The sequence below is a fragment of the Microcoleus sp. EPA2 genome, from assembly GCA_020882975.1.
Taxonomy (GTDB): Bacteria; Cyanobacteriota; Cyanobacteriia; order Cyanobacteriales; family Microcoleaceae; genus Microcoleus.
In genome coordinates this window covers 295,343-307,828 of record JAHRFD010000001.1, presented here as the reverse complement: position 1 = coordinate 307,828, position 12,486 = coordinate 295,343, and the positions used below count along the sequence as shown (strand labels likewise).

Sequence of the window (12,486 nt, the reverse complement as noted above, 5' to 3'; positions counted from 1 at the left end):
CTCTAGATTTAGAACGTCTAATGCGATCGGATTTGTGTCAACACTTTATGGACTTTCCTTTGCACCTTTTTTAGCAGTGGCGGATCGTAATCATACAAAGTATTTTGAGTGAAATTATCTGCTTGGGCGTCCCGAATTGCAAAGGGTGGGTGTTTCAACGGAAATGTTAGGGCTTCCGCCGCCATATTATTATATGGACTGGTGACATCCCCCGTGTGAGTTCCTCCCGTACCGTGTCCGATGTTAGAAGCTAAATTGACATTAGCCAGAATATTCATACCATTTTGAATAAAGCTAGCAAAAGCCCACTGGAAATCCCAAGTATCTATTTTTTGCTCATAACAAAGCTCAAAAGTCTTTGTCCAAACTTTTACTGCTTGCGGATCTCCCAGTACATCCGCCAAAAAATTACCATCGCGAATTTCCGGCCACAACTTCATATCTAAATCGTAGTGCTGCCAAGCTCGTCTCCAAGTCGCCCAACTCCAGCAGTGATTGTAGCGAGAAAAGTAGTAGCTGTAATCTGTTCTTTTTCGCCCAAACTGAACATTTTGACCGGAGATTGACATGATTCGGCGATCGTCTCGGTAGCGATCGAGCAATTCTTCAGCGAAGCGGAAAAATGTCGGATGAGGTAAACAGTCATCCTCAATAATAATCGCCTCTTCCACCATCTCAAACACCCAATTGATACCGCTGGAAACCCGTAGCCGACAGCCCAGATTGACGTCAGCATAATTTTTCAATACTTCGCAGTCCCAATCTACTCGCTCAATAATGGCACGAACGCGATCGCAATCTCGGTCTTCCCCCAGTCTATCTGCACGGGGTCCGTCCGCAACTACTAAAAGTTTCGGTGGCTTGACTTTGCGAATTTCTGCAAACACCCTTTCGGTTTCTTCCGGGCGTTTAAAAATAATAAATGCGACGGGAGTCTTCAATTGCCAATCCAACATTTAAATTCTCTACTATAATTTTAATTCACAACATCAGCAGTCATATAGGATTTAAACTCCGCAAAATTCAGAACCATCACAGTCGCTATGAATGCCAGTGTATCATTTTTCGTCTGATAGGGCAAAAATCTATAGCGACCAGAAGCCATTCTAGGGTTGCTTTCTTGGTAGATAATATCTTGAGCCAAGTTGCCCCAGCGCTCATCTATTAAATCAATGGTCATGCCAGCATGGGCCGAAGGCAGTAGCATATTAGAGCCGTGCAGACCAATTACTAAACGGCTTTCTGCATACAAGTGGCATATTTCCTGTTCAATTTTTTCATTAAAACTATCCACCCTATAATCTTTAATCCATTCTGGGAAATTAGTTGTTGTCCCCAGACCAGCCACTGCAAATTTAGCCGCTGGTATCTGCAACCTGATTTTTTTAAATACTTCCTGAATCATCAAATTTTGGAGCCATAGTGCAATTTTTTGACACTTAAGCTTTCGCAAAACTCGGAACAAAAAACGATTAACTAACAAACGATCTTCGCGCCAGATAAACGTAATTTTGATTTCTTCTCCCTCAAAATTGTGTTTGGGCACCCTCGTAAACCTGGTGATGTCAAACCGACTCGGATGAGAATAGGCTTCGCTGACATAAATCTCCTGAAAACGTTGAGTTTCTTCCTGCACAAACTCGGCAAAGCTGGGATAATACTCCAGACCATTTTTTAAAGATATAGGTACTGTCCAGACTTCAGCCACTCCGTCAGGAACCATCCACCTTAAAAACTTAGGGACGATCGTAATTAGCCCAAATTCCGGCTGGGAATCCAAGTGTCTTGCGGCATTGAGTAACTTTAACAGGGAGTGACCGTAAAGATAGTCAATACAGTTTAAGATGATTACCCGATCGCACTTCTTAAAAATTTCTTTGGTGATTTCAAGTTTCTCAGGTCTAGGATTTTGGAGTGAATGCAGTAAGGGTTTTCCTAACCATTCTCCCATTCTACTATCCCCAGAAAAAACCTCTCCTTTTGCTAAATCAACTTGAATGGACGTGTGAGACCCATGACCAACTCTCAATACATCGATTATTTCAGTCTCCGAGTCGTTTAACTTAGATTTCACACAAATCTGAATCCCCTGCCATAGGACCTCGATGGGTGTGAGAGCAGCACCTGTTCTGGGACAATTGGATTGCTGCTGAATGTCGGGTTTGATTTTAATCATTTTATTAATCCCATTATCCGAAAAACCGCTTTGTACAAGTTAAGCGATTTCCAAATTAATTTACCAAAAGGCCGCAATTCCTTAATCATGAAATTGACTAAAATAATCACATAGAAATAAGTAATCAGAGTAGCTACCGTTGCACCAAGCGCTCCATAATTAGGAATCAGAAACCAGTTTAACCCCACATTAAAAATGGAGCCGATGACTGTCAAGTACAGACTGTACCGCAACTGACCCTCTATCGTAAAATAGGTGTTGCGCGCCACCCCAAAGTTACTCCCAAATTGCGCCCAAACATAGATAGCCAGTACCGCTGCTGAACTACTATACTTGTCACCGTAAAGCACCTTGACTATCCAAGGAGAAAGCAATGAAATTGGGAGTGCCACTCCCAACCATAGTATCATCATACTATCACAGTAAATTTGAAATTTATTCATATATTCTTCATAATTTTTATCTCTTAAATTAGCTAATTTAGGAAAAATAGATGAAGATACGATCATCGGCAAAAAATCGCAAACTTCGGAAATCTTTACAGCCGCAGCATAATATCCCAGTTCAGCATTTTTATTCATCCCACCCAGCATGAGCTGATCGGTTTTCGAGTACAAGAAAACTGCAAAGGCTGACAACATAATCGGCCAACTCTCCCGCAGTAGTTCCTTCCCCCTGGACCAACTGAATTGCCAATCCTGAATTTTATTTCCCGTAAGCTTATAACAATATAAATAGGCCATGCCGACGATCGCCACCTCTATCAAGCGAATGCCTGCAAAGGCAAGTAGTGGTGCCCCCAGCAGTACCAATCCAATTCTGACTCCGGCAACTAACAAACAGACTGAATTCTTGGCCAGCACTGTATATTTTGACTGGACTTGGGACTCAAACCAAAAATTTATGGTCTCAAAAGCTTGAAATACCGTCCCGGCTGCGATCAAGCCTACCAACCAGCGAGTCAGAGTCTCATCCGGCTTGAATAAGGAAATCATCACCACAGTTAACAACAGAGTGATGCAGCCACCAGTAAATTGCATCGCGAAGGCTGTCCCCAGGGTTTCGTTTTTGCATTCAGGATTGCGAGCGATATCCCGGATGACGATACCACCCAATCCCATGGTTGCTACCGAACTAAAGACGGAAACAAAGGCGATCGAGTAGTTGAGCAATCCAAATTGCACCGGCCCCAGATAGCGTGCCACCCAAAGCCCTACGATCAAACCCAAAGCCATCTGCAAAATTTGGTCAGTGAACAGCCACGCCAGATTCACGAGTACCTGACGAAGACCAGGCCCGATTTTTTGACTGGCCACTGCGAGTTTATCTAACATTAGAAAGTTTTGAGTCCTTAAATAGATAAATCTGTTTGTTGAGACTTTGATAGTCAATTTAAAATCACCCTCTTTTAGAGAGTTTATCATAACCTTTCGCAGTCATCAACCATTTATTGAAAAACTTTTAGCTGTTTTTATAGACTTTTTTTTAAAATACTCACCTAAAGGCAATAGTATAATTTACCAAGCCCAGAGCAGTAATAATACCATAGCTCGGAATTCTACTCAATCGGTCAAATTGTAAACTTAATCTATATATTGAGTCTGAATCCCAATCAAGACTCCAATTCACGTCGATCGCTCAGGTGGGGCATAGATGAAGATTTGGCACTATCTATACTGAGCCTAACAGTCAGTATCACGTAGCCCAGCCAGACATCCCCAATCTCACCTAGAGAACCTTCAGTTATATTATTTAAAATAATAAACACTAAGTAAATAATTGGGATTCCCGATTGAGATAGCGGGCGACGACTCAGTTCTCTGACCGCAAAAATTAAATTAGTTAACAGAGAAACTAAAATTACAATCATTCCCGGATAACCAAAAGAAAGCAAAACTGATATCGCACCATTATGAGCCGTTTTGGGCTGAAACCCATTGGTCGTATATATAAAATAAGCTGGGGTTTGCTCTCCGACTTCATCTTGTTGAAAAAATCCATCAAATCCATAGCCAAACCAAGGACGCTGATTGGCTGCATCGATTAATTTTGGCCAGAATTCCGTGCGTCCAGTCAAGGTTAAATCCTTTCCTAAACCTCCCACAACAATGGACTCTAAGTTATCTATGATATAAACACTGGCAATGATTCCGAGCACCGTAAATCCGACAATAGAAGTAAATGCCCATTGAAATTTTAATTTACTCAGAAAACTTAATGATGATACTACAACTATGAGCATCAAACTATTAACTAAAGAACCGCCAGAGCTAGTAGCTCTCACCAAATAAAAGGAAAAAAACATTAACCCCAGAGCTATCCAGCGCTCTTTCTGAGTTTTAGCACCTTGGGAATAGTGAAGATACCACAGTGCTGTACATATAACCATGAGGCTGCCGAAAGTGTTTTTGTGACCCGTAATTCCGGCAAATTCGCGTCCCACATTCGGGCGTCGCAAAAAACTAACTATAGCGAGGGAGGTATAGCCCGCTCGCAGTAACCCAGATAGCTCATGCCACTCATATCGTGAAGCTATATAAAAAGCAACAATGGTAAAACCTGTAAATGCCATTCCTGCTTTTAGTGTAATATCAGGAACTAGCGACCAAAGTGTCGATGTAATTGGCAATAAAAAATACACAAAAGCAGCAGGATTCCTCAAAATAACTGATGACAAACCTTCCACAAATTGCTTGTTTAAAAATTTAACTAATCTCCCACATAAAAGAAATGCAATCCACGGATAAAAAAGAAAAGGAATTTGATACATTATTCCTTTTTCAAGTTCAGAAATATTTACAAAATGCAGGTAATTAAAAGGAGGTAAATTGACGTGAGGAGATACGAATATATACAGAATAGTAAACCATCTTTCTAAAGTAAGACCAATTTTTTTTTGACTAGCTATCTGAAAGATGAAGAGAGTGAGAATAAATACGCTCAATCCTAATATAATTAGCAACAGATTATTGCTGAGAATTAGTTCCCTAATGAGTTTTGCCATAAATATATTTTTTTGAATTCTAAGAAGTTAAAATTGGAAATTTGAGATTTGGGAATTAAAGAAGTGTTAATTAACTGGCGAGGGAATGTCGCTTGAGTGAGAAGTGCTATAGATTGTAGATTTCTTGAACCCTATCAAAAATCCTCTCGCCTCTGACTCTCTGAGCCTCTAACACCACCATAGACAATATAGATGCACAACCGCCCGTCTGCCATAAACAAGGCATTTCCGCGATCGGCGATTAAACTGGTGAATGATGCTAGTAATCAAATAGGTAGCCTGTGGTTAACACTGATTTTCCTAAACAAATAACCCTGTCCGTATTGAGTTTAACCTTGTGGACGATCGCCTGCGCGAGTATGATTTCCCTAGGACTCCCAGGGAGTGCTACGGCGCAAGTCCGATTACGTCCCGGTGCAGCCACCACACCCCCTACAGGATTGAGGAGATCCCCAGAAAGCTATAAACTAGGTGGAGGCGATCGCATCCAAGTAGAAATACTGGAAGTACCCGAACTCACCCGCGGCTACGAAGTTCTCTCAGACGGTTCTGTCAACCTACCCCTAATCGGTTTAATATCAATCCGTGGCCTGACCTTAGTAGAAGCCACCACTATTATCCGTAACGCCTACCGTCGCGTCCTCAAAGACCCGATAGTCACAGTCAGCCTCGTGGCCGCCCGCCCCCTCAACGTCGGTGTCATCGGAGAAGTCACCAGGCCCGGAAATTTCACCATCGCCCTCGCTTCAGGTCCAGGTGTAACACCCTCAGTCCAATACCCAACCGTCACTCAAGCCATCAAACTCGCTGAAGGCGTCACTGGTGTCGCCGACATCCGTAACATCCGTGTCCGCAGGCCCCAACCCGACGGGCCAGACCAAGTGCTCAACGTCAATCTATGGAAATTCTTGCAGGAAGGAGACATCTCTCAAGACATCATTTTGCAAGACAGAGACACCATTGTGATTCCCACCGTCACCAACTTCAACCAAGCAGAAGCACGCCAATTCGCGACCGCCAACTTTTCTCCACCCCCAGAAAAACCTAGATCGATCTCTATAGTCGGTCAAGTCACCCGCCCTGGAGCTTACGTCGTCATTGGTGGGAACACTACCAACGACCTGAGCCGGGAAGGATTCCCCACCGTCATCAGAGCTATTCAGCTAGCCGGTGGCATCACTCCAGAGGCAGATATCCGCCAAATTCAAGTGCGTCGCATCACCAGAAAAGGCGAACAAATTATCCCAGTCAACCTGTGGCAATTCCTAGAGTCGGGCGACGGGTCTCAAGATACTATCCTCCAGCAAGGAGATACAATCGTCGTTCCTAAAGCAACTATCGTCAACCCCGCCGAAGCTGGTCTGTTGGCTAACGTTAACTTTGCTCCCCCCGCCATCAATGTTTTTGTGGTCGGAGAAGTCAGAACTCCTCTGGAACCAATCAAGCTCCCAGCCAATGCTACCTTGAATCAGGCTTTGCTCTCTAGAGGATTTTTTGGCTACGAAAACAGCAGAGCTACTAGAGAAACTGTTGACCTAATTCGTCTCAATATTGATGGTACTGCCACTAAACGCACGATCCAAGTCGATTTAACTCAAGGAATTAACGAGGAAAAAAATCCTCAACTCCGCAACAACGATACGATAGTAGTGTCGCGCAGCGGTCTCATCAAATTCGTAGACCGTATGAATACAGTCCTTGGACCTTTAGGTCCAGCTACCGGAGTGTTCAATTTTCTCAACATTATCCGCTCTATATTCCGCTGAGCAGGTCTTGGGCAAAATTTCAGGAAGTTCTAATTTGGCGATCGGGCCCGATCGCTCGGTTAGAATAAACTAAGGAATAGCATTTTCCCGGAGTTGTGGCACTGTAGTATCTGGAATATCAACCTCTAAAATATCGGTAGCATCTTAAATATCAACCTCTCTAATACACAGACTGAATATGGATACCAGAAAAAATTACCAACCGTTCCTACCAAAATCCAATGGTCAATTGTCTCCCTTGTCTGCTCCTAACTACAGAGATAAGTTTGAAGAAATAGAAGAAGAAAAACTAGACTTGTCTTGGCTATTTGGGGTGGTACGTCGCCGCCTCCTGGTAATGCTAGTAGCCACCATTGCTTTGAGTTCCGTGGTGGGAGCGGTGATACTCAAAAATTCTAAAAGCATTACCATCGACTATGAAGGCTCATTTTCCTTGTTGGTAGAACCAGCTACCGCTGAAGGTTTACTATCCAAACAATTAGATAATACCGTAGCTGCTGACTTAGCTAAAATCAATATAGAAGGGATTAGTTTAGTAGATTATGAAACGCAAATTAGGATTTTACGCAGTCCCAGAATGATGCGACCCGTGCTACAAAGAATGCAGGCATTGTATCCTAATATGACCTACAATGACCTAATGTCAAAATTGTCAATCAACCGAATTAGCTATGAAAAAGATGGCAAACAGCAAGGTACAAAAATCTTAGAAGTTAAATACAAAGATTCCAATCCCAAAAGAATTTATGCTGTATTAGATAGAGTTTCTAAAGCTTATTTAGAGTACAGTTTGCAACAGCGACTAACAGGTATTAATCAAGGAATTAAGTTTATAGATATGGAGATGCCCAAGCTCCGAGAAAGAGTCGAAGTTTTGCAACTACAAGTTCAAAAACTGCGCCAGCAGAGCAACTTGTTTGACCCCCAGCTAGAAGGAAAATCTTTGTCAGAACAAGTTCAGAGCATTCGGGGACAGCAAGCCACACTCCAAGTACAGTTAAAAGGGATGCGAACTGTCTACCAAAATTATCAAAAGTTACTGGAACAGAATAACCCAGTTGGCATATTAATGACCCAAGGACAAGCTTACGCAGGATTATTAGGTGAAATTCAAAAAGTTGACTCAGAAATTTCCCTAAAATTAGCTCAGTACAGAGAGGACAGTTTGCCAATTTTAGCACTCAAAAAAACTAGGGAAGAGCTAATATTAACAGCCACCCAACAAGCTCAAGAAGTGGTAATGAAAAATTTAAACAGCCAAATCAAAGAACTTGAGTCACGAAATTTGGCAATGAATCAGTTGCAAAAACAAATGAATCAAAAAAATAGAGAATTTTCATTAACAACTAGAGAATACGACAATTTACAGCAAGAACTGCTAGTGGTGACTAAAAGTTTGTCTGACTTTTTGGCAAAACGAGAAGCTTTGCGGATAGATGCAGCTCAGCAACAAATACCTTGGGTACTAATTAACCCTCCAGAAATTCCCTTAGACAAATTCGGAAAATATATAACTGCAACGGTGAAACAAACTCGCAAACAGTTAGTCCTAGCAGTGGTTTTAAGTAGTTTGTTGGGGATAGCGATTGGATTACTGGTGGAGGTACTTAATAATGTGTTCCATACTCCTGAATCCTTGAGAATGGCAACAAAGCTTCCCATAATTGGAGTAATCCCATTGACGAAAAGAATCAAGCGTCGCTCTCCAGTTAGAACCAGGAAACTCACCTCGATGAAAGCAAAAAATGCTCAGCCAGTCGATGCTAAACCTCCTACTCGGAGCCTGGAAGGTACGGGTATTTTTAGCGATTCCGACTATAAATTCTTAGAAGCATTTCGATCGCTCTACACCAACATTAACTTGCTAAGTGCCGACAGGCCAATTCGATCGCTCTTAGTCAGTTCCGCCCTAGACGGAGACGGAAAATCGACAGTAGCCCTGCACCTAGCGGCCACAGCCGCCGCGGTCGGGCAGAGAGTATTATTAATAGATGCAGATTTGCGTTCTCCGCAACTCCACATTAAGTTAGGACTACCAAACCTGCGGGGACTCAGCGAAGTCATCTCTACAGACCTCAGTCTTAACGAAGTCATTCAGCGCTCCCCCTCGGAGGAAAACCTGTTCGTACTCACCGCAGGTCAGATTCCTGCCGATCCGATTAAGTTTCTGTCCTCCAAAAAAATGCAGTATCTGATGGAGCAATTTCAAGCATTTTTTGACTTAGTGATTTATGACTCGCCCCCTCTAGTCGGCTTGGCAGATGCCCACTTGATTGCGGCTCACACTGACGGTACGGTATTGGTGGTAAAAATTGCCAAAACAGACCGCTCCCAAGTTACCAAAGTCTTGGAAGAATTAAAAATTTCAGGAGCTTCCATTGTGGGAATGGTTGCTAACGGCTTAAAAAGTTCAGGTCAAAACTACCGCCAGCGCCCAGGAGTTATGGATGCCCTCTACGAACAAAAACTACCGGTTTTAGAGCAAAAAAATCATAATTGACACATGGTCCTCTCATCCCAGTGATTTCTTTAGTCTGGGGTCAGGGACCATGGCCGCGAAACCTAAAACCAAACTAAATCAGCAATTTTTGACAAAAGTACCATTTAAGAAAGAAAATGATAGACTAACGAACATAGCATGGTATGTCAAGGGAGATTTCGCGGATGTTTAATTTCGCGCTAATCCTGAAAAACATGATTGGGAAATGAGCAAAAGTGGGTAGACTAAACCTCAAAGAGCAAAATTTCAATCAAGCTAACATATCTTTTATTGTGAACGTTTCAACCCAGAAACTTGGTAAGGACTATTCTATGAGTACAGTTATGGTTGTTGATGATAGCGTAACTCTGCGGGAGATGATCGCTGACTTGCTCAAAGGTAGAGGACTGAACGTCACGGTAGCTAGTGATGGCGTAGAAGCTCTAGAGCAAATTAAGACAAATCGGCCAGATTTGGTAGTTTTGGATATCGTGATGCCCCGGATGAATGGCTATGAAGTTTGTCGCCGACTCAAAAGTGACCCAAAAACTCAGAGTTTGCCTGTGGTAATGTGTTCGAGCAAAAGTGAGGAGTTCGATCGCTACTGGGGTATGAAACAAGGTGCCGATGCTTACATTGCTAAGCCCTTTCACCCCCAGGAATTGGTAGGCACGATCAAGCAACTGCTGCGGGCTTAAGCTTGAGCTGATAGCTACAGGAAAAATTCTCTTGAGCATTTCCCCTTTCTCCCGCTGGCTCGTGGGACTTGTGCCCGATCGATCCCTGTAGATTTTAAGGATGAGGGGAATAGTGTCAAAATTATAATGGTTGACATATTCCCATTAATGTGCATTCCCAAACCAATCGTGGCTGTACATAGTTGAGTAAATATTGTCGCGCTTTTTCTAAAGGCTCTAAAGGCGATCGACTAATTCCCCCTGCCAAAAATTGCTGCCAGTAACAGTGCTGTAAATAATCGATTAACCATAACTGGGATTCAGTATCCAAAGTTTTATCAATTTCCTTTGCCAATTCCAAGGCCGATCGCAAATTTTGAGGCAACTGCTTAACTTTTTGTAACAAATCCTCCGGCATCGATTGCAGTTGCTGCCAAATAGCAATTGCCTCTCCAGGGCTTCCCTGGGCCATTCCCATCACCTCAGCATGGGACAAAATCTCTCCAAATCCCCTTTCCTGCAATACCCGTGCCATCGCTGCGGGATTGAGGCGATTAAACTGAATTTTTTGACACCGTGAAATCAAGGTTGGTAGCAAAGATTCCACAGTCGGAGCCATTAAAATTAGGGCAGCTTTTCCCGGTTCTTCCAAAGTCTTCAATAAACCATTGGCAGCCCCCTCACCCATGGTTTCTGCTTGCGACAACACGACAATAGAACGGGCAGATTCTAGGGGTGGTCTACTCAGAAAATCACCGATTTCTCGCACCTGCTCTAGTCGAATTTGGGGCGGTGATTTGCGCTTCAAGCCCGCTTCCTCAGCTTCCTGTGCTGACAGCCGCTTGCCTTGATTCATGTAAGTTGGTTCTACCCAGAGCAAGTCTGGGTGATTTCTCAGTCGCACGCGGTTTTGCACCGAGGCTATTAATTTTGGTTGTGTCAGATTTGCCGAGAAGAAAAGCTCAATAAAACATCGAGCCGCTAAACTTTTGCCGATCCCGTTAGATCCCACAAATAAATAGCCGGGAGCAATGCGGTTGCCAGAGACGGCTTGAGTGAGTAATTCTACTGCCTGGTTTTGTCCGATTAATGATTCAAAATAATCCATAATTCAAAATTCCGAATTGTTTCCATATCCCCAAGCTGCTAACTTACTACTTAAGATAGTTTGAATTTCTTGGGCGACCTCATCCTCAGTGCGATCGGCATTTATCCTCACCATTCGATCCGGATTTTGTCTAGTCAACTCCGAAAAACCTTGTTGTACCCGCTGGTGAAATGCCAAATCAGCTAGCTCCATACGATCGCACTCTCCCCTCGCCCTTGCCCTCGCCAAGCCCGCTGACACATCGATATCCAGCCAAAAAGTCAAATCACTTTGCAAGCCCCCAGTAGCAATGGCGTTCAGTTGGTTAATTAAGTCTAAATTAATACCGCGGCCGTAGCCCTGATAAGCAATAGTAGAATCAGTAAAGCGATCGCACAAAACCATCGTCCCCAGGGCTAACTTGGGTTTGAGAAAAGTTTCGACGTGCTGACTGCGATCGGCAGCATACATCAGTAATTCCGCTCGATTTGATACTAATTCCTCGGACTCAGGCTCCAGTAATAACCTTCTGAGTCGCTTTCCCAGTTCAGTCCCCCCAGGCTCACGAGTAGCAACAAAATTTTTGATTGTAAGACAGTTTTTTGGCAGCCAATGTATCAACCGCTGCATTTGCGTAGTTTTTCCTGCACCTTCAACTCCTTCAAAGACGATCAGTTTCCCTGCCATTGACTTCCCTTAGAATTTGGATAAAATAAGTGATTATTGTACTGTAGATATCTTAGATGTTAGGTATGATGATAAAGTCTAAATGCCTCACGGCAGGAGTTTTTTTTATGGCTCGTTATACTGGTTTTTTTATCGTTGCCGTTCCCATCGACCGTCTCCGTCACTCTTTGATTGAGATTTTAGAGTCATGCAATCTTGATATTATCTACAATACAGGAGATTCTCTCATGGCTCGCGAACTTCCCGGTCAAGTTTCTATACCCAAGCTTGTCACCGCAGAAGTCCTAATTGAGCAAAACACGAGCAGCGATTCAGAAGTTCGCATGAATTTCGTGATTAAAAACGAGGAACTCCCCCTCAAAACCAATAACCACTGCCGTCAAATGTTTGAGCTAGTCACTCAGTCGATTATGAGCAACCGTAACTGGCGGCTCTTAGAAAGTATGGCACTTTAGTCATTAGTCATTAGTCATGAGTCATGAGTCATGAGTCATTAGTCATTAGTCATTAGTCATGAGTCATTAGTCATTAGTCGCTATTTTGATTAAATTCAGCCTTCAGTATCCATACTTTCGGCCTTGTACTTTCGGCAGGCAGGAGTTCTTGGCTC

10 protein-coding genes are annotated in these 12,486 nt (G+C 43.1%); 4 read left to right on the top strand and 6 right to left on the bottom strand.

The annotated features are described in order from the left end of the window. Nucleotides 1–17: 17 nt before the first annotated feature. The 4 genes from AAFP14_RS01225 to AAFP14_RS01210 all read right to left on the bottom strand — a co-directional run bounded on the left by AAFP14_RS01225 (nucleotide 18) and on the right by AAFP14_RS01210 (nucleotide 5,180). On the bottom strand, nucleotides 18–956 hold the full coding sequence (locus tag AAFP14_RS01225; RefSeq protein ID WP_341730515.1) for a glycosyltransferase family 2 protein: 939 nt from the start codon (nucleotides 954–956) through the stop codon (nucleotides 18–20). Nucleotides 957–976: 20 nt separating this feature from the next. After that, the gene (locus tag AAFP14_RS01220) at nucleotides 977–2,176 is read right to left on the bottom strand and encodes a hypothetical protein (RefSeq protein WP_341730514.1); all 1,200 of its coding nucleotides are present in this window, start codon (nucleotides 2,174–2,176) and stop codon (nucleotides 977–979) included. Continuing rightward, the gene (locus tag AAFP14_RS01215) at nucleotides 2,173–3,510 is read right to left on the bottom strand and encodes a flippase (RefSeq protein WP_341730513.1); all 1,338 of its coding nucleotides are present in this window, start codon (nucleotides 3,508–3,510) and stop codon (nucleotides 2,173–2,175) included. Before AAFP14_RS01215 ends, AAFP14_RS01220 begins: the two co-directional genes overlap by 4 nt. 278 nt (nucleotides 3,511–3,788) lie before the next feature. Beyond that, nucleotides 3,789–5,180 (bottom strand): O-antigen ligase family protein, encoded by a 1,392-nt coding sequence (locus tag AAFP14_RS01210; protein WP_341730512.1) that lies wholly within the window; start codon nucleotides 5,178–5,180, stop codon nucleotides 3,789–3,791. A gap of 281 nt (nucleotides 5,181–5,461) precedes the next feature. Between AAFP14_RS01210 and AAFP14_RS01205 the strand changes: the two genes are divergently transcribed. The 3 genes from AAFP14_RS01205 (at nucleotide 5,462) to AAFP14_RS01195 (ending at nucleotide 10,123) form a co-directional block, all read left to right on the top strand. Beyond that, nucleotides 5,462–6,946, top strand: coding sequence for a polysaccharide biosynthesis/export family protein (locus AAFP14_RS01205; RefSeq protein ID WP_341730511.1), 1,485 nt, complete (start codon nucleotides 5,462–5,464; stop codon nucleotides 6,944–6,946). Between the two features lie 178 nt (nucleotides 6,947–7,124). Then, nucleotides 7,125–9,446 (top strand): GumC family protein, encoded by a 2,322-nt coding sequence (locus AAFP14_RS01200; protein WP_341730510.1) that lies wholly within the window; start codon nucleotides 7,125–7,127, stop codon nucleotides 9,444–9,446. Between the two features lie 311 nt (nucleotides 9,447–9,757). Beyond that, a complete protein-coding gene (locus AAFP14_RS01195; protein ID WP_340522932.1) occupies nucleotides 9,758–10,123 on the top strand; it encodes a response regulator transcription factor in 366 nt (121 codons plus the stop codon). A 121-nt stretch (nucleotides 10,124–10,244) separates the two neighbouring features. Here the strand turns inward: AAFP14_RS01195 and AAFP14_RS01190 are convergent, their stop codons facing one another. After that, nucleotides 10,245–11,210, bottom strand: coding sequence for a DNA polymerase III subunit delta' (locus tag AAFP14_RS01190; protein WP_341730509.1), 966 nt, complete (start codon nucleotides 11,208–11,210; stop codon nucleotides 10,245–10,247). A gap of 3 nt (nucleotides 11,211–11,213) precedes the next feature. Next, nucleotides 11,214–11,876 carry a dTMP kinase gene (gene tmk, locus AAFP14_RS01185; protein WP_341730508.1) on the bottom strand — a complete coding sequence of 221 codons (663 nt, stop codon included), beginning with the start codon at nucleotides 11,874–11,876 and terminating at the stop codon, nucleotides 11,214–11,216. A gap of 107 nt (nucleotides 11,877–11,983) precedes the next feature. Here tmk and AAFP14_RS01180 point away from each other — a divergent pair, with 107 nt between their 5' ends. Next, on the top strand, nucleotides 11,984–12,331 hold the full coding sequence (locus AAFP14_RS01180; protein ID WP_340525136.1) for a hypothetical protein: 348 nt from the start codon (nucleotides 11,984–11,986) through the stop codon (nucleotides 12,329–12,331). The last annotated feature ends 155 nt before the right edge of the window (nucleotides 12,332–12,486 follow it).

What these genes read in the sequence shown, in the direction of transcription:
- AAFP14_RS01180 (WP_340525136.1), top strand. Translation starts at nt 11,984, where the DNA reads ATGGCTCGTTATACTGGTTTTTTTATCGTTGCCGTTCCCATCGACCGT.
- AAFP14_RS01190 (WP_341730509.1), bottom strand. Translation starts at nt 11,210, where the DNA reads ATGGATTATTTTGAATCATTAATCGGACAAAACCAGGCAGTAGAATTA.
- AAFP14_RS01220 (WP_341730514.1), bottom strand. Translation starts at nt 2,176, where the DNA reads ATGATTAAAATCAAACCCGACATTCAGCAGCAATCCAATTGTCCCAGA.
- AAFP14_RS01195 (WP_340522932.1), top strand. Translation starts at nt 9,758, where the DNA reads ATGAGTACAGTTATGGTTGTTGATGATAGCGTAACTCTGCGGGAGATG.
- AAFP14_RS01210 (WP_341730512.1), bottom strand. Translation starts at nt 5,180, where the DNA reads ATGGCAAAACTCATTAGGGAACTAATTCTCAGCAATAATCTGTTGCTA.
- AAFP14_RS01200 (WP_341730510.1), top strand. Translation starts at nt 7,125, where the DNA reads ATGGATACCAGAAAAAATTACCAACCGTTCCTACCAAAATCCAATGGT.
- AAFP14_RS01225 (WP_341730515.1), bottom strand. Translation starts at nt 956, where the DNA reads ATGTTGGATTGGCAATTGAAGACTCCCGTCGCATTTATTATTTTTAAA.
- tmk (WP_341730508.1), bottom strand. Translation starts at nt 11,876, where the DNA reads ATGGCAGGGAAACTGATCGTCTTTGAAGGAGTTGAAGGTGCAGGAAAA.
- AAFP14_RS01215 (WP_341730513.1), bottom strand. Translation starts at nt 3,510, where the DNA reads ATGTTAGATAAACTCGCAGTGGCCAGTCAAAAAATCGGGCCTGGTCTT.